At 44.2% G+C, this 19,511-nt stretch carries 16 protein-coding genes and 1 other RNA gene; 11 read left to right on the top strand and 6 right to left on the bottom strand.

What is annotated here, in order from left to right; all coding sequences use genetic code 11:
* Positions 1–26 precede the first annotated feature (26 nt).
* The 4 genes from AC6H1S_RS10495 (at position 27) to AC6H1S_RS10480 (ending at position 5,080) form a co-directional block, all read left to right on the top strand.
* A complete protein-coding gene (locus AC6H1S_RS10495) occupies positions 27–2,477 on the top strand; it encodes an outer membrane beta-barrel protein (protein WP_497563564.1) in 2,451 nt (816 codons plus the stop codon).
* 191 nt (positions 2,478–2,668) lie between these two features.
* Complete coding sequence (locus tag AC6H1S_RS10490) at positions 2,669–3,520, top strand: NAD(P)-dependent oxidoreductase (RefSeq protein ID WP_497563563.1); 852 nt, start codon at positions 2,669–2,671, stop codon at positions 3,518–3,520.
* A gap of 176 nt (positions 3,521–3,696) precedes the next feature.
* Complete coding sequence (locus AC6H1S_RS10485; RefSeq protein ID WP_199139362.1) at positions 3,697–3,879, top strand: coproporphyrinogen III oxidase; 183 nt, start codon at positions 3,697–3,699, stop codon at positions 3,877–3,879.
* A 106-nt stretch (positions 3,880–3,985) separates the two neighbouring features.
* Positions 3,986–5,080 carry a serine hydrolase domain-containing protein gene (locus AC6H1S_RS10480; protein WP_497563562.1) on the top strand — a complete coding sequence of 365 codons (1,095 nt, stop codon included), beginning with the start codon at positions 3,986–3,988 and terminating at the stop codon, positions 5,078–5,080.
* Here AC6H1S_RS10480 and AC6H1S_RS10475 read toward each other — a convergent pair whose 3' ends face one another.
* The gene (locus tag AC6H1S_RS10475; RefSeq protein ID WP_497563561.1) at positions 5,081–5,797 is read right to left on the bottom strand and encodes a L,D-transpeptidase family protein; all 717 of its coding nucleotides are present in this window, start codon (positions 5,795–5,797) and stop codon (positions 5,081–5,083) included.
* An 8-nt stretch (positions 5,798–5,805) separates the two neighbouring features.
* Complete coding sequence (locus AC6H1S_RS10470; RefSeq protein ID WP_199139355.1) at positions 5,806–6,141, bottom strand: MerR family transcriptional regulator; 336 nt, start codon at positions 6,139–6,141, stop codon at positions 5,806–5,808.
* Between the two features lie 118 nt (positions 6,142–6,259).
* Between AC6H1S_RS10470 and alaS the strand changes: the two genes are divergently transcribed.
* Positions 6,260–8,866 (top strand): alanine--tRNA ligase, encoded by a 2,607-nt coding sequence (gene alaS, locus AC6H1S_RS10465; RefSeq protein WP_497563560.1) that lies wholly within the window; start codon positions 6,260–6,262, stop codon positions 8,864–8,866.
* 202 nt (positions 8,867–9,068) lie between these two features.
* On the opposite strand, the gene AC6H1S_RS10460 is transcribed toward alaS, so the two are convergent.
* Together AC6H1S_RS10460 and AC6H1S_RS10455 are read right to left on the bottom strand one after the other, a co-directional pair.
* The gene (locus AC6H1S_RS10460) at positions 9,069–9,560 is read right to left on the bottom strand and encodes a hypothetical protein (RefSeq protein ID WP_497563559.1); all 492 of its coding nucleotides are present in this window, start codon (positions 9,558–9,560) and stop codon (positions 9,069–9,071) included.
* An 18-nt stretch (positions 9,561–9,578) separates the two neighbouring features.
* Positions 9,579–10,037 carry a hypothetical protein gene (locus AC6H1S_RS10455; protein WP_497563558.1) on the bottom strand — a complete coding sequence of 153 codons (459 nt, stop codon included), beginning with the start codon at positions 10,035–10,037 and terminating at the stop codon, positions 9,579–9,581.
* A 141-nt stretch (positions 10,038–10,178) separates the two neighbouring features.
* On the opposite strand from AC6H1S_RS10455, the gene gatB reads away from it, so the two are divergent.
* The 5 genes from gatB (at position 10,179) to AC6H1S_RS10430 (ending at position 16,325) form a co-directional block, all read left to right on the top strand.
* On the top strand, positions 10,179–11,642 hold the full coding sequence (gene gatB, locus AC6H1S_RS10450; protein WP_497563557.1) for an Asp-tRNA(Asn)/Glu-tRNA(Gln) amidotransferase subunit GatB: 1,464 nt from the start codon (positions 10,179–10,181) through the stop codon (positions 11,640–11,642).
* Between the two features lies 1 nt (position 11,643).
* The gene (locus AC6H1S_RS10445; RefSeq protein WP_199139345.1) at positions 11,644–12,753 is read left to right on the top strand and encodes a TlpA disulfide reductase family protein; all 1,110 of its coding nucleotides are present in this window, start codon (positions 11,644–11,646) and stop codon (positions 12,751–12,753) included.
* A 103-nt stretch (positions 12,754–12,856) separates the two neighbouring features.
* Positions 12,857–13,546, top strand: a complete 690-nt coding sequence (locus AC6H1S_RS10440; RefSeq protein WP_199139343.1) for a response regulator transcription factor — start codon at positions 12,857–12,859, stop codon at positions 13,544–13,546.
* Between the two features lie 181 nt (positions 13,547–13,727).
* Positions 13,728–14,450 (top strand): RluA family pseudouridine synthase, encoded by a 723-nt coding sequence (locus AC6H1S_RS10435; protein WP_199139341.1) that lies wholly within the window; start codon positions 13,728–13,730, stop codon positions 14,448–14,450.
* 84 nt (positions 14,451–14,534) lie between these two features.
* Positions 14,535–16,325 (top strand): chloride channel protein, encoded by a 1,791-nt coding sequence (locus AC6H1S_RS10430; RefSeq protein WP_497563556.1) that lies wholly within the window; start codon positions 14,535–14,537, stop codon positions 16,323–16,325.
* Positions 16,326–16,412: 87 nt separating this feature from the next.
* Here the strand turns inward: AC6H1S_RS10430 and AC6H1S_RS10425 are convergent, their stop codons facing one another.
* Together AC6H1S_RS10425 and rnpB are read right to left on the bottom strand one after the other, a co-directional pair.
* Positions 16,413–17,816 carry a sigma-54-dependent transcriptional regulator gene (locus tag AC6H1S_RS10425; RefSeq protein ID WP_497563555.1) on the bottom strand — a complete coding sequence of 468 codons (1,404 nt, stop codon included), beginning with the start codon at positions 17,814–17,816 and terminating at the stop codon, positions 16,413–16,415.
* 58 nt (positions 17,817–17,874) lie between these two features.
* Positions 17,875–18,249, bottom strand: an RNA gene (rnpB, locus tag AC6H1S_RS10420) — RNase P RNA component class A.
* Between the two features lie 52 nt (positions 18,250–18,301).
* On the opposite strand from rnpB, the gene AC6H1S_RS10415 reads away from it, so the two are divergent.
* A complete protein-coding gene (locus tag AC6H1S_RS10415) occupies positions 18,302–19,510 on the top strand; it encodes a hypothetical protein (RefSeq protein WP_497563554.1) in 1,209 nt (402 codons plus the stop codon).
* Position 19,511 lies beyond the last annotated feature (1 nt).

The raw sequence follows: 19,511 nt of genomic DNA, 5'->3' as shown, positions 1-19,511 counted from the left end.
TTACCCAAACTAACTTTCCTCAATTTATGAAACTGAAATTACTGGCTTTTTTAGCCATCTGGATAAATATTGCCCTAACCGTTCGTGCCCAGCAGCCCGTAGCCAAAATATATGGCACCGTAAAAGACAACGATGGCAAAAAAATTGAATATGCTACCGTGGCCTTGTATCGGGCAAAAGATTCGGTATTGGTCAAAAGCGCCTTTACCGAAGCCGATGGCAAATTTGGCTTTGAGCAATTGGCCTACAATACCTACCTGATCAGGATTGCAGCCATGGGCTATGGCAGCTACAAAAGCGCGCCGTTGCAAATGGATGCCGCCCAGCAAAACATCGACCTTGGCGATATCAGGTTAAGCGCAACGGCCAATACCCTCAAAGAAGTAAACATTACGCAGAAAAAGGCATTTGTAGAACGTAAAATAGACCGGACGGTGGTTAATGTAGATGCATTGATTTCAAATGCGGGCACTACGGCACTCGATGTACTGAGCAAGTCGCCAGGAGTTTTGGTTGATCAAGATGGAGGCATTAGCCTGAAAGGCAAAAAAGGCGTAAATGTTTTTATCGATGACAAACCTGCTTATTTATCCGGTGCCGATTTGGAGAACTACCTCAAATCCCTGCCATCTTCAGCCATCGATCAGATCGAACTCATGACCAATCCGCCAGCCAAGTACGATGCAGCGGGCAATGCGGGCGTGATCAACATCAAAACCAAAAAAAGCAAAGTGGTAGGCTTTAACGGCGGTTTGAACCTAGGTCTGAACCAGGGCGAACTAACCCGCTCTAACAACAGCTTCAATTTCAATTACCGCAACAACAAAATCAACCTGTTTGGCAACCTGAGCTATAACCTGAACAACAGTTTTACCGATCTTGACCTGAACCGCGTTTACAAAAACCCAGATCAAAGCGTAAAATCGTTCTTTAACCAGAACAGTTATTTCAAAAGGCATGGCAATACCTTTAACCTTAAAACAGGCTTAGACTTTTATGCTTCGGAGCAAACCACTTGGGGTGTAGTGCTCAGTGGCATGAACCGGGCTTCGAACCAGGTCAACAACAATACCAGCAACCTTTTTAATCCGGCCATGCAGCCCGATTCGATTATCGTTGCCCGAAATGTAGACGATATCCACTTCAAAAATGGAGGCGTTAACCTCAACATGAGGCACAAATTCAAGAAGGAAGGAAGTGAGCTTACTTTCGATGCCGATTACATTGCCTATCGCAACCAAACCGACCAGGTGTATTACAACTATAGCTATTTTGCCGATAGAACCCTCAAATCGCATGATATTTTGAGTGGCAATCTTCCTTCAAACATCGATATCTATTCGTTAAAAACCGATTACAGCTATCCCCTGGGCAAAACCTGGAAATTGGCATCAGGCCTGAAAACCAGTTATACCAAAACCGACAATACCGCCGATTACCGCAATACGGTAAATGATGTAACTACGCCCGACTACAACAAAAGCAACCACTTTTTGTACAAGGAAAACATCAATGCCGCTTACCTGAACATGAGCAGCGAAGGCAAACGGTTTTCGGTGCAGGCCGGTTTGCGCTTAGAAAATACGGTTTCCGACGGCCATCAGCTGGGCAATGCCATGAAACCCGATTCGAGTTTCAAAAGAAGCTACACCAGTTTGTTTCCTACTTTTTACCTGACCTATAAACTCGATACTTCGGGCCACCACCAATTGGGATTCAATTATGGCAAACGGATAGACAGGCCTTATTATCAGGACTTGAATCCTTTTTTCTCGCCCTTAGACAAGTTTACCTATTACGTAGGAAACCCTTTCCTGAAGCCTGCCTACACGCAGAGTATTGAAATTTCGCACAGCTTTAAAAACATGCTAACCACTACGTTTAGCTTCAGCAGCATTAAAGACGATGTAAACGAAACCATCGAAATTGTGGATGGAACCTATTACAGCAGGCCTGGAAACGTGGGAAAAAAGAAAATCCTGAGTCTTTCGATGGATGGGAATTTTGACCTCACCAAATGGCTCAGCATTCATGCCTATGCCGAATTTTCAAATTTCCGATCCAAAACCGATTTCTATACCGGGTTCTTAAAAACCAACGGAAACCTATTTGCCGGAAATACCAATGTACAGCTCAAATTTACGCCTACCTGGAGCGGCGAATTGAACTACAGGTACCAAAGCAGCTTTCGCGATGTGCAGTTTGATATAGGCTCCTTGCAAGAAGCCGGATTGGCCGTGCAAAAAAAGCTGTCGCAAAAAACCACTTTGAAATTGGCCATGAACGATATTTTCAGGACACGTGTGTTCAATGGCGTAATCAACAACCTGGCTAATACCGAAGCCAATTGGCGCAATAGAAGCGATTCTAGAAATGTGGCCTTGAGCTTGAGTTATCGTTTCGGAAAAAACTTCTCTACCAAGGCTAGAAGTGAACAATCTGGTGCAGAAAGCGAGAAAAACAGGGTTAAAAATTAGTTTAGTTCGTATAAAATCGTCGTGCAGGACTTGGCTTGGGATAAAACCTGGGCCAATGTCTGATGTCGATATACCTGTAGGATGCCGCTTAGGCATTTTTTTATGGTTATCTGTTCAGGTTTGCCGTTGGTGGCGGTTATTGCTTAGACAATCCATAACTTTGCGGTTTCCAGCCTTTCAACACTACAAAAATGGAACAAATACAAATCGGCTGGATAGGCCTGGGTAAAATGGGCATTCCTATGGCCGGTAACTTAATGAGGGCAGGGTATCCCGTTTCGGTATACAATAGAAATCAGGCTAAAGCCGATACCTTATTGCAAGAAGGGGCTATGTGGGCTAATTCGCCCGCCGAGCTCATTCAAAAAGCAACGGTTGTGTTTTTAATGGTAAGCGATGATGCGGCGGTTAAGGAGGTTTTCAGCGCCCAAAACGGATTGCTTTCCAATGATCTAACCGGTAAGGTTGTGGTCAACATGAGCACGGTTTCTCCGCAAATCAGCAGGGAAATGGCCGAATTATGCCAGCAAAATGGGGCTTCCTATCTCGATGCACCGGTATCTGGCAGCGTAAAGCAGGCCCAGGAAGGCTCGTTGGTAATCATGGTGGGCGGCAAGGAGGAAACAACAGCACAAGTAAGACCATTGTTTGATGTGCTGGGCAAAATGGCTTTATGGCTAGGCCCTGCAGGGGCAGAAAACGCGGCCAAATTGGCCATCAATAGTTTGCTGGCACTTTACGCTTTGGGTTTGGCCGAAACCGTTGTATTTGCCCGTAATCAAGGCATTCAAGTTGCCGATTTGCTGCAATTGCTCAATAATGGTGCGTTAAGCAATGTATTTACCAAAATAAAAGGCGATGCCATTCTACAGGATAATTACGAAGCGGCCTTTGCCCTTAAGCACATTGTAAAAGACCTCGGATTGGCCAAAAACGAAGGCCTGCAGTCGCCGTTGGCGCAAACGGCTTTCGCTACGTTTGAAGCTGCCAATAACCAATTGGCAGAAGAAGACCTCATTGCTATTATCAAAAAGCTGGATTAAATAAGTGTAAACCAAATAATTAAAATTCTTTGTTTAATGGCATTTTTTTAAGAAAACCTAATCCTTTCTTTTGAAAGTAGGTTGTAAAATAATTAAAACTTTTTCGAGCCAAAGTTTATTTAATAGATAAGCTGCTATTTAATAAGAGAATAATTATTAACCTTAAAGAAATAACAATGAAATTCAAATTTTTAATAGTACTTGCCATAGCCGGTATGGCTATGGTGGGATGTAGCTCGAGCAAAAGCGGCAACGGAACCATGGATTCGTCGGCAGTAGACAGTTCAAGAAGGGACTCGATGCTGAAAGATACCACTAAAACACCTCCCGATACCACTAAAAAGCAAGGTAATCCATAAATATTTTGCCTATTAAAATAAATGCACCAGTCGCTATCGACTGGTGCATTTATAGTTTATGGCCACCAGATTAAACCTTTTCTGGATTTTGGCATCTTTAATAGTAATGAAAGCATTTAAAATCTCCCTGCTCTGCTTGCTTTGCCTTGGTGCGCTGCAAGGCAAAGCCCAATACAACTTTAGTAAGGTAGACAGTTGGCTTGATGCCAATGTAGACGATCTTGGTGGCCGTGCCTTCATCATGGTTTATAAGGACGGCAAGGTGATCTATTCCAATTCGGCCAACCAGCAAAACCTAAGGCAGAAAATAGCCACACGCATGATGGCGCGCAAACAAAACCTCACCGTTGGTAATGGCGATTACAATGCCCAAACCCAATTGCCCATTGCCAGTTGCAGCAAGTGGCTCAGCGCCGCCTTGGTCATGACCTTTGTTGACGAAGGCAAACTTAAGCTAAGCGATACGGTAGGCCGGTTTTTGCCGGTATTGAGTCAGAACGGAAAGGGGAACATTACCGTTAGCCAATGCCTTTCACACCTCACGGGCATCAAAGCTACTGCTTTACGGGATGATCTTGCGGAGATGAGAAAAGCCAACAGTATGGATGAAACTATCGCCTTTATTGCGGCTTTACCCATGGAGGGCCAACCCGGCAAAGTATTTCATTACAGCAATGTTGGTTTGCAAATAGCAGGAGCTGTGCTGGAAAAAATAAGTGGCAAGAGCTTCGAATCCCTGTTTCAAGAACGAATTGCGCAGCCTTTAGGCATGCAGCATACAACTTATGGCCAGAAAAAGGTGGTTTTGCCCGCAGGTGGCGCCAGCAGTACCGCCGAAGATTACAGCAGCTTTTTGACCATGATCCAAAATAAAGGACTTTATAAGGGCAAAAGGATTTTAAGCGAAGCCAGCATTGCCCAGATGCAGGTAAACCGTATAACGCCCGATGTAAAAGTAGCTTATACCCCTGCAGAAGCTGGCGCCGGTTTGGGTTATGGCTACGGCGAGTGGGTAACCAAAAGCTCTACCTTGGCCAATTTGAGCCCTTATGTCAGCAGTCCGGGTTTGTTTGGCAGTTTTCCGTTATTGGAGAAGGACCATGGCTACATCGCCGTTTTAATGACTTACAACCTGAAAAATAAAGGCAGGCAAGCGCAGTACGAAGCCCTGAGGCAATTGATTAATGAAGCTGTAAAATAGTTATTTCTTGATTTCAATGGGCGTATCTTGGTAAACCAATTCCCTAAATTGGGCCATGTCGGCATTGCTTAAAGCTACGCAGCCATTGGTCCAGTCTTTTTTCTTTTTTTCGCCTTTAGAAGTGCCGTGCACCATGATGTTGCTGCCCGGTGTTAGTCCCTTGGCTTTGGCCCTTGCCGAATCGATTTTGTTAGGGTAGGAAATGTGGAAAGAATGAAAGGTAGAACTGTTCCATTTTTGCCAGTCCAGCGTATAAGTTCCTTCAGGCGTACGGCCATCGCCTTCATATTCTTTTTGGCCTACCGGATTAGGGCCGAGCGCAACAGGAAAGGTTTTTACGGTTTTGCCGTCTTTTAGCAAATACATCTTTCGCTCGCTTTTAACCACCAGTACCTTATTCACCTGATCGCGGCGCCTAAAGTTTTCTTCTGCTAGGGCGATGGCTTCTTCGTAGCTTTTTTTCATTCCCCATTTTAATATCGACTTCACAGAGAAGAGTATCTTGAGGTACTTCTTGGTTTGGCCCGTCGTATCGCCGGTTATTTTTTTATAAGCTAAATAATCGGCTAAATCGCCTTGCGTAACTACAATGTTTTGCTGTTTGGCAAAGGCTGACGAAGTGTCGGCAACCAAAACCTTGGCCCTCGGGTCGTTTTGGGCACCAGAATGGCACGAAACGCATAAGACTGCTATCAAAAACAAAAGGTACCTGAGCATGGCGGTTATTAGATTTCTTCGTTCAATTTAAGCAAAAAATCTTTCAGGCGTTCTAAAGAGGCAATGACCTTCTGGTTTTCCTTCACGTCGCTGCTGTTGTTTTTGAGGTGTTCTTTGGCCCCTTTTAGGGTAAAGCCTTTTTCGTCTACCAGGTGGAAGATGATCTTCAGGTTTTCAATATCTTCAGGTGTAAAAAGCCGGTTTCCCTTCTTGTTTTTCTTGGGCTGCAGCACGTCGAATTCCTTTTCGTAGAACCTGATTTGCGAAGCATTTACGCCAAACATTTCGGTAACCTCGCCCATGGTATAATACATTTTATTGATTTCTCTCTCTTTGTACGGCATGTTCTAAACTGATAATGAGTAATTTGTGGCTTTTATTTGAAGTGTTCAAATGTAAAGGGATTTTAGTAGAATACCGCAATAAAATTTTAATTTTGTTCTCCTAAATTTTCTACACGAGATGACAGCAAAAGAAATAAGACAAACCTATCTGAGTTTTTTCAAAAGCAAACAACATCATATTGTTCCGTCGGCGCCCATCGTGGTTAAAAACGATCCAACCCTCATGTTTACCAACGCCGGCATGAACCAGTTTAAAGATTTGTTTTTGGGCGAGGCTGCCATCAAATATCCGCGCGTTGCCGATACCCAACGCTGTTTACGCGTTTCGGGCAAGCACAACGATTTAGAGGAGGTGGGTATCGATACCTACCACCATACCATGTTCGAAATGCTGGGCAACTGGAGCTTTGGCGATTATTTCAAAAAAGAAGCCATTGCCTGGAGCTGGGAACTGCTGACCGAAGTCTACAAAATTCCGAAAGACCAATTGTACGTGTCTATTTTTGAAGGCGATGAGAAGGAAGGCCTGCCACGCGATACAGAAGCTTACGAGCTTTGGAAGCAATATGTACCCGAAGACCGCATCATTTTAGGCAATAAGAAAGATAATTTCTGGGAAATGGGCGATACAGGGCCTTGCGGACCTTGCTCTGAAATCCACGTCGATTGCCGCGGTGCCGAAGAACGTATGGATGGCAAGGGCAAAGACCTCGTTAATGCCGACCATCCCCAGGTTATCGAAATCTGGAACAATGTATTTATGCAGTTTAACCGCTTAAAAGATGGTTCGTTAAAACCGCTTCCGGCACAACATGTAGATACCGGCATGGGTTTTGAGCGTTTGGTACGCGTGCTGCAAGGCAAATCGTCAAACTACGATACCGATGTTTTCCAGCCATTGATCCAGTTTGTGGCCGATAAATGTGGTATCGCCTATGGCAATGCCGAACAAACCGATATCGCCATGCGCGTAATGGCCGATCATATCCGTGCCATTTCTTTTGTTATAGCCGATGGCCAATTGCCATCAAACAACAAGGCAGGCTATGTGATCCGTCGCATTTTGCGCAGGGCCGTTCGCTATGCCTATACTTTCTTGAACCTTAAGGAGCCTTTCCTTAACCAGTTGGTACCCGTATTGGCCGAACAGTTTAAGGGTGTTTTTGATGAGCTTTACCTGCAAAAAGACTTTGTACAAAAAGTGGTTTTAGAAGAGGAAGTTTCCTTCTTGAGAACTTTAGCCACAGGTATACAACGATTTGAGCGTTACGAAACTAAAGATACTATTGATGGCGATTTTGCTTTCGAGTTATATGATACTTTTGGCTTCCCGATCGATTTAACCGAACTCATGGCCAGAGAAAAAGGCTGGTCGGTAGATATGGAAGGCTTTAACAAAGCCCTAGAAGCGCAAAAGAACCGGTCGCGTGCGGCAACGGCCATCGATACCGAAGATTGGGTCATTGTTAATGAAGGCAACGACACCGAATTTGTAGGCTACGACGATTTTGAGGCTGAAACCGAAATTTTAAAATACAGAAAGATCAATGCCAAAGGCAAGGAGCAATACCAGATCGTGTTGCGCCAAACGCCATTTTATGCCGAAAGTGGTGGTCAGGTAGGCGATACCGGCCGTTTGGAAGACCACAGCCGCCTGTTTTCGGTAGCCATTACCGACACAAAAAAAGAAAACGGCATTGTTGTGCATTATGCCGATACCTTACCAACCGATGTAGAAGGCAGGTTTTGGGCCGTAATTGACGAAGACAAACGCGCTCTGACGGAAGATAACCACTCGGCTACGCACTTGTTGCACGCCGCGCTTAAAAAAGTATTGGGTACACATGTAAACCAGAAAGGAAGTTTGGTTAATGCCGATTACCTGCGTTTCGATTTTTCTCATTTTGCCAAAATCGGCGACGAAGATTTACAAGCTATAGAGCATATCGTAAATGGAAAAATAAGAGAGAACATTGTGCTTAAAGAGCAAAGAAACGTACCTTACGATGAGGCCATTAGTTCGGGCGTAACGGCGCTGTTTGGCGAAAAATACGGCGATTTTGTACGGATGATTACCTTCGATGACCATTTTTCAAAAGAGCTTTGCGGCGGTACGCACGTAAAGGCCACCGGACAGATCGGTTATTTCAAAATTGTGTCAGAAAGCGCCGTAGCGGCAGGTGTTCGTCGTATTGAGGCCATTACGGCGGCTAAAGCCGAAGAGTTCATTGTTAACCAAAGCAAGGAAATCAATCAATTAAAAGGACTCCTAAAGGGCAACCAGAGCATGAGCGCTGCGGTGCAGGCTTTGATTGATGAAAATGCCAAACTGAAAAAAGAAGTAGAGAAAAGCATTTTGGCCAAAGCCGGCGATATGAAACAAGACATCGCAGCCAAAGCTGAAAACATCAACGGAGTTAATTTCATTGCAGCGCATGTAGATTTGCCCAACGCCGAAGCCGTAAAAAACCTGGCTTTCGAAGTAAAAGCCATGGTGCCACATCTTTATTTGGTGTTAACTACGCTGATTGATGCCAAGCCCGGTATTACCGTCATGATTTCAGAAGATACCGTAAGTGAACAGCTAAACGCAGCCAAAATTGTACGCGAATTAGGCAAGGAAATCCAGGGTGGCGGCGGCGGGCAACCGTTTTATGCAACTGCAGGTGGTAAAAATGCCGAAGGATTAGAGCAAGTATTAATTAAGGCCAAAACCTTTTTATAAAATAACCCAACAGTCGAAGGTCTCTTTTTTCGTGCATTATTTTTATTTGCTCAACATATGAGTAAATTATAAATCATGATAAAAGTATTGAAATACAGATGTTTATATATTTTTTTGGGTATATGGCCTTCGCAATTGTGTTAACCAGCATAGAAATCAAAAGGGCTTCAATAATTTGAAGCCCTTTTGATTTGATTTAGGGTTAATGTTTGCCTTTGCCATGGCCTTTTCCATGTCCATTGTTTCCGTTGCCATAAAGCTTTTTGGCTTGTCCGGGAGGCATACCATGCGGATGACCCTTTACAACGTAGTACTTTTTGTCGTTGCTGTTTCTGATGACCATTTGTCTGCCACCCCAGTTTTTGTACTTCACATATTTAACCCGGTCATCGTTAAAGTTTAAATAAGGCCTGTCTCTGTTAATGACTACCTTATAGCCATTATAAAGATCGTAATTGTTATATCGGGCAGGTAAGGCAGTACTGAAGATCCAGCGACCACCATCCAAATAAACGAATTGGCGCTTAGGTACGTAATAGTAGCTCTCTATATCGGGCAAATAGTAATATTCGGCATAATCATAGCCCGTTGGGCCCCATAAAGGTTGCGAGCCGATATTGATGTTTACGTTTATCTGTGCCTTGGCGCTTACTGATGCAATTCCGAGCATGAGTAAGAATATTAGCTTTTTCATGTTTGTTCTATTTAAAGATTAGTGTCTATGGCCTTTGCCGCCTCCATGGTTGCCACGGCCGTGTTTGTCGAACCTTTGCTCGTGTCTTTCGTAGCTAACGCTACGGTATTGTGGTCGGCCGAATGCCAAATGCCTGGCTACTGGCCTCGAATAATTTGTATAAACACGACGTTCTAAATAAGGATGTGGCCTGTTGATGACTATTTTTCTGGCATTATAAAGGTTATAGCTGCGGTACCTGCTAGGCAAATAAGCTCTATGCACCCATCTGTTTCGTTCCAGGTAAACAAACTGGCGGGTTGGCACATAATAGTAGCTGTTGATTTCTGGCAGGTAATAGTAATCTACATAATCGTAGCCTCGAGGACCCCATTGTGGCTGTGCGCCAATGTTGATGCTTACGCTAACTTGTGCTTTTGCAGGTTGGTACAGGGCACTGGCCAAGCCAACTGCTGCGATTAGGATGAACTTTTTCATAATTTTCGATTTTGCGTGTACCAACGTAAATCCAATTCTGTGCCACAACCAGAATATTACCTTATTTCAATAAAATTGATACATTTTTCATTTATATTTGGCAAGCATTCAATGCCCATTTAAACAGAAAATTGCCTATTAATGAGTACAAAAACTGCCACGGAAAGTGTAAGCTATGAATTGGTTTCTGGACTGGAAATCCATGTACAGTTAAATACACAATCTAAGATCTTTTCATCAGATAGTGCTGTTTTTGGGGCTGGTCCGAACCAGCATATTTCGGCAGTTTCCTTGGCTTTGCCGGGCGCTTTGCCCAAGCTCAACAAAGAGGTAGTGGCCAAAGCCATCAGGATAGGCCTGGCGCTCAATTGCCAGATCAATCAATACAATTTCTTCGATCGCAAGAATTATTTCTATGCCGATTTGCCCAAGGGCTACCAGATTACCCAGGATAACAGTCCGATTTGTAAAAATGGCCATCTGGATGTGGTATTGGCCAATGGCGAAGAAAAACGTATTGGCATTAATCGAATCCACTTGGAAGAAGATGCCGGAAAAAGCCTGCACGATCAGGATCCGCAGTATTCTTATGTTGATCTGAATAGGGCAGGCGTACCGCTGATCGAAATTGTAACCGAACCTGATGTGCGTTCGGCAGAAGAGGCGGCGGCCTTGCTAACCGAAATCAGGAAACTGGTGCGCCACCTGGATGTGAGCGATGGCAATATGGAAGAAGGTTCCCTGCGCTGCGATGCCAATATCTCTATCCGCAAAAAAGGAGAAAACAGTTTTGGAACACGTTGCGAAGTAAAAAACTTAAATTCAATACGTAATGTGCGCCGTGCCATGGATTTTGAATTTGGCCGTCAGGTTGAGGTGCTTAAAGCCGGCGGAGTCATTAAGCAAAGCACCTTGAATTTTGACGCAGATGCGGGTACTACTTCGCCGATGCGTACCAAGGAAGAAGCCAACGACTACCGTTATTTTCCCGATCCAGACCTGCCTCCTGTAGTCATTTCCGACGAGTGGCTTAGCGAAATCAAGGCCAATATGCCTGCTTTGCCCAATGAAATAGCCAAACGGTTGATGGCCGAACTTAACCTGAATAAAGCCGAAGCCAACATGCTGGCCGAAGACAGCGAGCTGTTGCAGTATTTTGAACAGGGCAGGGCCGCGGTCAATCAGCCCAAAAGTTTAATCAATTGGTTGCTTGGCGCCATCAGGTCTTTGCTAAGCGAACAGGAGATTGGTATAGCCGATTATCCGGTAATGCCCCAGCAGCTGGCGCAGGTAATCAACCTGGTTGATGCCAAAAAAATCAGTCAGCAAAATGCCTTGCAGCAGTTATTGCCGGCCTTGGCCAAGCAGCCGGGGCAGGATGCAGCCAACCTTGCCGAACAGCTCAATTTGCTGATCGTTGAAAATACCGACGAGTTAAACCTGTTTATCGAAGAAGTATTGGCCAAATATGCACCACAGGTACAGGCATACAAAACCGGTAAAAAAGGCGTTTTAGGATTGTTTGTTGGCGAGGTCATGAAATTGGCCAAAGGAAAGGCAGATGCCAAGAAAATCAGTGACCTAATTATAGAAAAATTAAAATAACATGAAGAAATTAAGCTACGTCTTGGGTTTAGCCCTGGCCTTAACCGCCTGTAAAGACAATACCAAGTTTGTAATTGATGGGAAGATAGAAAACCCGGGAGCCGAGAAAAAAGTATTTCTCTATGGCATGGGCGACAATAACATGAAAGTGTTGGATTCGACCACGCTTTCCGAAAAAGGAGAATTCAAATTCAGCAGCGTATCGCCCGAAGCCAACTTTTTTAGGGTAAACATCGGTACCAGCGAATATATTTTGGTAGCCAAGAATGGCGATAAAGTTGATTTTAAGGCCGATTTGAACAATCAAAAGCACGATTATACCATGAGTGGCGCAGAAGATGCCGATAAGCTGATGGAATTTAACAAGCTAAAAACAAGCTATAGCGACAAAATAGAAGTCATTAAAGCCGATTTTGAGAAAAAAGTGGCCGCCAATCCGGCCGAGCGCGAGGCTTTGGTAGCGCAACTTTCGCCAGTATACATGAAGGCGGTTGATGATTTGAACAAGGCGATCGTAAAGTTTGCTTTAGACAATACCAAATCGCTGGTAAGTTTTTATGCCATCAGCCTGATCAATCCAACTGGAAACGAAGATTCGATGGTTGCCTATGCTGAAAAGGTTGACGAAAACCTGAAAAAGAACAACAGTGCAGTTAAAAACTTTGTTGAGAAGGTAAGCAAGCTCAAAGCCGTACAGATAGGGCAGCAAGCTCCTGATTTTACCATTAACGGATTAGACGGCAAGCCTGTGCATTTGGCCGATTTTAAAGGAAAATATGTATTGCTCGATTTCTGGGCATCGTGGTGCGGACCATGCAGGAATGAAAATCCAAATGTGGTTAAAGCCTACAACAAATACAAAAACAGGAACTTTACCATCTTGGGCATTTCCCTCGATAAGGACAAGAGCGCTTGGGAACAGGCCATTAAACAAGACGGGTTGACTTGGAACCATGCCGGCGAATTGAAGGATTTTGAAGGTCCAACGGTAAGATTGTACCAAGTAGAAGCCATTCCAAGTTCGTTCCTTTTAGATCCCAATGGCAAAATCGTGGCCAAGAATCTCAGAGGCGAGGAATTGGATGCTTTCTTAAACAAAACCTTACCTTAAGCCTAAATCAATGTTAAAAATATTACATGTATTAACAATTTGTTAACTTCGCTTTAACGTTGTAGTACAATTGTATTCTTACTTTCGTAATAAAAAATAAACGATGAGTACAGCCAAACAAAAGATATTAATTGTTGATGATGAGCCGGATATTTTAGAGCTGATCGAATATAATTTAAAGAAGGAAGGGTACCAGGTATTTTTAGCAAGCAACGGCCAAGATGGCATTTCAGTAGCTAAAAAGGTACATCCCGATTTGATTATCCTCGATATCATGATGCCTAAAATGGACGGGATTGAGGCTTGCCGTTTAATGCGGGCCATTCCGGAATTCAAAAATACTTTTATGGTGTTTTTAACTGCGAGAAGCGAAGAATACTCAGAGATTGCTGGTTTTAACGTAGGTGCCGACGATTATATTGCCAAGCCGATTAAACCAAGGGCTTTGGTGAGCCGTATCAATGCCATATTGCGCAGAAATGCCAGTGGCGACGAGGTTTCTGATAACAAAGTAGAAATTGGCGATTTGGTGATCGATAGAGAAGCCTATTTGGTATTTAAAGATGGCGAAAAGGTAATCTTGGCCAAAAAGGAATTCGAATTGTTGTACCTGTTGGCCTCTAAGCCAGGCAAGGTTTACACCCGCGAGGCTATTCTGAAAAACATTTGGGAAGATTCGGTGGTGGTAACCAACCGCACCATCGACGTGCATATCCGTAAATTGAGAGAAAAATTAGGCGAGAACTATGTAGCAACCGTAAAAGGGGTGGGCTATAAGTTCGAACTTTCTTAAGGCATAACATATTCTGTAATGAAAAGCCTTGGCCTTAAAGCCAAGGCTTTTTTGTTTTCCATTACGGTGAACAGGAATAACAAAGCCTATTTGAAAGAGGGCATGCCAACGAATGAACCAAAGCCTAATGAGCCAATGAACAGATAAAATTCGTACTTTTGCAGAAATATTCAATTACTGAGTGAAATATCCTGCATTTAAAGACCTGATCCTTTTTGAAAACGATGATTACATCGTGGTAAATAAACCTCCGTTTATAGCTTCGCTTGACGAGCGCAGCGCGGCCGGCGAAATCAACATTTTGCGCATGGCCAAGCAATACGTAGACGATGCGCAGGTTTGCCATCGACTGGATAAGGAAACTTCAGGTGCCATTGTTATCGCCAAGCACCCCGAGGCCTATCGGTCGCTTTCTATGCAGTTTGAACGCAGAAAGGTAAACAAGATTTACCATGCCGTAGTCGATGGGCAGTTTCAGTTCGATAACCTTTTTGTCGATTTGCCTATTTTGAACGACGGCAATAAAAACGTAACCATCGATAGGCAAGAAGGTAAGCGTGCCGAAACCTATTTCAACTCTTTAAAATACTATAAGCATTATACTTTGGTAGAATGTAAGCCTGTTACCGGCAGGATGCACCAGATACGCATCCACCTGGCTACGCAGCGTGCGGCCATTTGTGGCGATTCCATGTACCGTGGCAAACCGGTATTTCTATCGAACATTAAAAAAGGCTACCGCTTGGCAAAAGACGAAGAAGAACAGCCCATTATGAAGCGTTTTGCGTTGCATGCCAAGCAGATTACCTTTAAGGGCTTAGACGGTCAGGACATTACGGTAGAGGCGTCCTATCCGAAAGATTTTGCCACGCTGTTGAAGCTGCTCGATAAATTCGACGCGTAAAAAAGCATGGTAAAAATAGGCTGTCAGTAAATGGCTCTATCATACGCTCTATATTTATTTGATAACCCAAATCAACCTTGTCTGATGTATGCAGGATTTATAACCAATATTAATCGGCTTAATGAGTATAGAAAAAGCAAAATCTCCAACAGGAATTTCCTGGTTGTTGCGGCCCTGATCGTTGGCGTTTTGGCCGGCTTGGCAGCGGCGCTGCTCAAAACGATTACCCACCATATCGAAAAATTTTTACAAACAGACCTGCATTGGCAATACAAGTACTATTTATACTTGCTGTTTCCCCTAATCGGTATTTTTCTTTCGGTGGCTTATGTACGCCGCTTTATCAGAAAAGGCAAGTTCGAAACCGGTTTAACGCCATTGCTGTATACCATTTCCAGAAATTCGAGCAAGTTGGAGCTCCATAATTCCTATTCGCAGATTATTACCGCGGCGTTAACCGTAGGTTTTGGTGGTTCTACCGGACTGGAGGCGCCTATCGTAACCAGTGGTTCTACCATAGGCTCGGCAGTGGGCCGTTTTTTAGGCCTTTCTTACCGCGAGATTACGCTTTTGCTGGCTTGTGGCGCAGCAGGGGCCATAGCAGGGGCTTTTAACAGCCCCATTGCGGGAATTGTATTTGCCATAGAAATCCTATTGCCCGAATTCACCATTCCGGCGTTTATACCTTTGCTTTTATCGGCGGCTACGGCAGCGGTTGTGGCCAGGTTCTTTTACAACGAACAATTGTTCTACCTGGTAACCGAAGGCTGGGAGGTAAACGCATTGGGGTTTTATGTGGTTTTGGCAGGCCTAATCGGCTTGTTCTCAATTTATTTTGGCAAGGCCAATTATGCCATCAAGGGCTTTTTCTATAAAATCAAGCATCCCTACAAAAAGGTGGTTATTGGCGGATTGATGCTGGGTGCCTTGGTCTTTCTGTTTCCAACCTTATACGGCGAAGGCTATATCACCATCAAAAGCCTTTTAAAAGGCGATACTACAGCGGTGATCAACAACAGTATATTTGCAGATTATAGTGTTTTTCCAGCTGTTATTCTTCTTTTTACAGTTGTTACCGTGTTTGCCAAGTCGGTGGCTACGCTGGTTACCTTGGGTGCTGGCGGTAATGGAGGTATTTTTGCACCTAGTTTGATTATCGGCGGATTGATCGGCTTTAGTGTGGCTTTTAGTATCAATACGTTGGGGATAGCCCAGGTAAATACCGCCAATTTTATCGTGGCTGGCATGGCGGCATCGTTGGGGTCGATTATGCATGCGCCTTTAACGGGTATCTTTTTGATTGCCGAAATTACTGGAGGCTATGTGCTGATGGTGCCTTTAATGATTACTACGGCTATTGCCTATCTCATTAACCGCAGTGCCAATAAGTATTCCATTTATACCAAGCCTTTGGCTGATAAAGGCCAGCTTTCGCACCACGAAGACAAAGACACTACGGTATTGAACATGATGAAATTGCGTTACCTGATCGAAAAGGATTACCTGGTGTTAAAGCAGGGCGATTTGATCAAAGATAGGATGGGGGAAGTGCTGCAATCGAAGCGCAACCTGTTTCCGGTAGTTGATGCGCATGGAAAACTCTTTGGCTTGCTGTATGTGGAAGATATCCTGAAGGTAGCTGTTGGACAATCTATAGACGAAACCTTAACTATTGACGAATTGGTACGGCCCGCACCACAATTATTGCCCATTGATGCCGATATGAAGCAGGTGCTTCAGCTGATGGAAAATGAAAACCTGTGGATTTTGCCAGTAGTTGACCACCAGGAACAATATGTTGGCTTTGTTTCTAAAACGGCCATATTCAATAAATACAGGGCCATGTTGAGCCGTCAGGCCGATTATTTAAGTTAACAGGAGCTAAGCTAAAGCGGCCAAAATAAAAAAGCCAGTAATTTTAAATTTAAAACTACTGGCTTTTGACTTCGGACTAATGCTTGTTTATTCGCTTCTTTTTAAGCCGAATTTTTCAATTTTGCTATAGAGGTGACTTCGTTGGATTTCGATGTCGTCGGCTGTTTTAGAAACGTTCCAGTTGTTTTTTTCCAGCTTGAACTTGATAAATTCTTTCTCGGCGTGGTCTTTATAATCCTGAAAGTTCGAAAACTTGTCGTAATCTATTGCCGAGCCTCCATGCGTAGCGGTGGCGTGTCCATTGCCGTTTGCGGCGCCTATATTGGTGCCTCCAGTGGGGTTGGCAAAGGCCACAACATCATTCTCGGTGATGACTTTATCGCTTAAGATGATCAAACGCTCAATCATGTTGTGCAGTTCGCGTACGTTACCGGTCCATGGCAGGCCTTTAAGCGCGTTCATGGCGGCATCGTTTATTTTCTTTACCGGCATACCGTAGTCGTTGCAGATTTCTTCTAAGAAGTGTTGTGCAATAACCGGAATATCATCGGTACGTTCTGTTAGGTGCGGTACGTGGATATTGATTACGTTGAGGCGATGATAAAGGTCCATCCTAAAATTGCCGTCTTCAATTTCTTTTAAGAGGTCTTTGTTGGTGGCGGCAATTACGCGTACGTTTACATCCAATTCTTTTTCGCCGCCCACACGGGTTATTTTATGCTCCTGCAGGGCTCGCAATACCTTGGCTTGGGCCGAAAGGCTCATGTCGCCGATTTCATCTAAAAACAAGGTGCCACCATTGGCCAGCTCGAATTTGCCGATACGTTGTTTAACGGCAGAAGTAAACGAGCCTTTCTCGTGGCCAAACAATTCGCTTTCGATGAGCTCTGAAGGTATAGCCGCACAGTTCACCTCAATTAAAGGGCTTTCTGCACGGTTCGATTTTTCATGGATCCATCTCGCCACCAGCTCTTTTCCACTTCCGTTGGCACCGGTAATCAATACGCGGGCTTCGGTAGGGGCTACACGGTCGATGGTTTCCTTGATTCGGCTGATGCTTTCAGAATCGCCAAGGATATGACGGGTTTTGCTTACTTTTCGCTTTAAAACCTTGGTTTCGGTAACCAAAGTACCGCGGTCTAAGGCATTGCGAACCGTAATTAAAAGCCTGTTAAGATCAGGTGGTTTGGACACAAAGTCGAACGCGCCTTTTTTGCTGGCTTCTATGGCTGTTTCTACGGTTCCATGGCCAGATATCATGATAAACGGCAGGTCTGGCTTTAAGGCAAGTGCATTTTCAAGCACTTCCATACCGTCCATTTTGTTCATTTTGATGTCGCAAAGGACAAGGTCGTAGTTGTTCTTTTTGATGAGCTCCAGTCCGTCTATGCCGTTGTCTATATCGTCAACGTCGTAGCTTTCGTATTCCAAAATTTCGCGCAAGGTACTCCTTATCGCCCGCTCATCATCAATTATCAGCAATTTTGCCATAGGTGTGTTCTTCTTTTTAACTTTTCGCTAATATATTGTTTTTATTTAATCGTCAAATAAAAAATGCAAACCGGTAAGCCGGGTTCTGTCCCCGATAAATCGGGTTTCTATCATTAATCTAGTATAAATGTTGCCATTTATCTCTAACGACCTACCCACTAACATCAGGCGAGCAGCCCTACATGCGTTAGCCTATTTGGTCTTTCAACTCCCGGGGTTTACCAAAACGCTAATCACTTAGCGAGCTCGTGAGCTCTTACCTCACGTTTTCACCCTTATCCCGATCAGATCGGGACGGTATATTTTCTGTGGCACTTTCCGTCACTCAGGTCTTCAATCCCAAGTTCCTTCCCGTTAGGAAGCGAGATGCTCTATGTTGCCCGGACTTTCCTCCTTTCTATTTAACTAGAACGGCGATAGAATGGTTTGCATTTATGCAAAGATAACCATTATATTTAATGATAATATCATAACGCTCATCCCAAATGGAAGGTTTAGCCACTGAAAAAGCCAAATTGGCTTCGCAATCCAATACCGTCTCGCCCCAGCACAGCACCAATGGAGCCTATCTGGTTGATAACAGGCCAAGTTCTGGCCATGCGGTTATACAGAGGGTTAAGGGCCTCGAAAAGGGAAAGCATGTGCAGGTAAATAATGGTAGAGTACCTTGGTACGGACAGATTGTTGACGTTAAAGGCGATAAATATGTGATACGTTTAGGTGGTGGAGGCGAACACGATCTGCACGAAGTTGCACAGGAATACGTAGAGCTTCACCCCATTTTTGCGGCCATGAGCAAGAAGAGAACCTTGGATCTTGATGGGCAGCATGGCACTAATTCGCCTGGAAACGTGAAATCGTTGGCCCAAGGTTTAGATTACCAGAAGCAGTTGGCTGGTGGTGGCGATGCCACGCAGTATAGCGGACCTGGATTTTATTATTTCCCGAAAACGGCTTCGATGGACAAAGATGCCAAGGGATATGGCCATAGCCATAAGCTGGATATCTATACAACCGGTCTCCACGCGGAAACCCAGTTAAATGATGATTCATCGGAGGTTTTAAGAGACAGTGCCAGCTTGAAAACCGGTTTAAGAGGCTTGCAGGCCCGTACATTGGAGCTAACCTCGACTAATCATCCGATGAACATGTGGACCCATCGTGATAGCGATCAAGGAACAGAGAAAGTAATCAGACCTCATCTTTATGATCGTGGAGAGCTGATCAACGCCTTAAAAGTGGCGGCTGCGTTGCCGGTAGCTGGTCATGCCAAGGATTATTTGGACAGCAGGAAAAAACATGATGAAGAGTTTTCGCTCAGATTGAACGACGAGGGTACTGCTTATGGAAATAGTGAAGCACCCGCAGATGACGTAGAGAAGATGGATCTAGCCGGAAACCATAAGTTTGCGGATTGGGAGAATGAAAATAGGCCTGGCCACTTCATTATAGAAAAGAAGTATGGCGATTTAAAAATGCCTTATGCCGTTTTTAAAGTGTTGGTTAATGTAGCCGAATTTGATTTTAAGGCCCGGCCACACGATCCATCAAAAGCCTCAGCTCCTCAGGTCATGAGTATGGGCGATAGCCTTGGCGAATCTATCCTGCCTTCAAAATCGGAATTGGATGCTATTATTAAGGCCGCGGTAAAGGCCAATCCCAATTGGTATCATGCAGATGACCATGAAAAATAAT

The organism is Pedobacter sp. TM02 (assembly GCF_059705275.1).
Note: the sequence above shows the minus strand (reverse complement) of the source record. Positions and strands in the feature narration are given on the sequence as shown.

Coding starts and splice junctions, on each gene's coding strand:
- AC6H1S_RS10495 (WP_497563564.1), top strand. CDS start 27: ATGAAACTGAAATTACTGGCTTTTTTAGCCATCTGGATAAATATTGCC.
- AC6H1S_RS10490 (WP_497563563.1), top strand. CDS start 2,669: ATGGAACAAATACAAATCGGCTGGATAGGCCTGGGTAAAATGGGCATT.
- AC6H1S_RS10485 (WP_199139362.1), top strand. CDS start 3,697: ATGAAATTCAAATTTTTAATAGTACTTGCCATAGCCGGTATGGCTATG.
- AC6H1S_RS10480 (WP_497563562.1), top strand. CDS start 3,986: ATGAAAGCATTTAAAATCTCCCTGCTCTGCTTGCTTTGCCTTGGTGCG.
- AC6H1S_RS10475 (WP_497563561.1), bottom strand. CDS start 5,797: ATGCTCAGGTACCTTTTGTTTTTGATAGCAGTCTTATGCGTTTCGTGC.
- AC6H1S_RS10470 (WP_199139355.1), bottom strand. CDS start 6,141: ATGCCGTACAAAGAGAGAGAAATCAATAAAATGTATTATACCATGGGC.
- alaS (WP_497563560.1), top strand. CDS start 6,260: ATGACAGCAAAAGAAATAAGACAAACCTATCTGAGTTTTTTCAAAAGC.
- AC6H1S_RS10460 (WP_497563559.1), bottom strand. CDS start 9,560: ATGAAAAAGCTAATATTCTTACTCATGCTCGGAATTGCATCAGTAAGC.
- AC6H1S_RS10455 (WP_497563558.1), bottom strand. CDS start 10,037: ATGAAAAAGTTCATCCTAATCGCAGCAGTTGGCTTGGCCAGTGCCCTG.
- gatB (WP_497563557.1), top strand. CDS start 10,179: ATGAGTACAAAAACTGCCACGGAAAGTGTAAGCTATGAATTGGTTTCT.
- AC6H1S_RS10445 (WP_199139345.1), top strand. CDS start 11,644: ATGAAGAAATTAAGCTACGTCTTGGGTTTAGCCCTGGCCTTAACCGCC.
- AC6H1S_RS10440 (WP_199139343.1), top strand. CDS start 12,857: ATGAGTACAGCCAAACAAAAGATATTAATTGTTGATGATGAGCCGGAT.
- AC6H1S_RS10430 (WP_497563556.1), top strand. CDS start 14,535: ATGTATGCAGGATTTATAACCAATATTAATCGGCTTAATGAGTATAGA.
- AC6H1S_RS10425 (WP_497563555.1), bottom strand. CDS start 17,816: ATGGCAAAATTGCTGATAATTGATGATGAGCGGGCGATAAGGAGTACC.
- AC6H1S_RS10415 (WP_497563554.1), top strand. CDS start 18,302: ATGGAAGGTTTAGCCACTGAAAAAGCCAAATTGGCTTCGCAATCCAAT.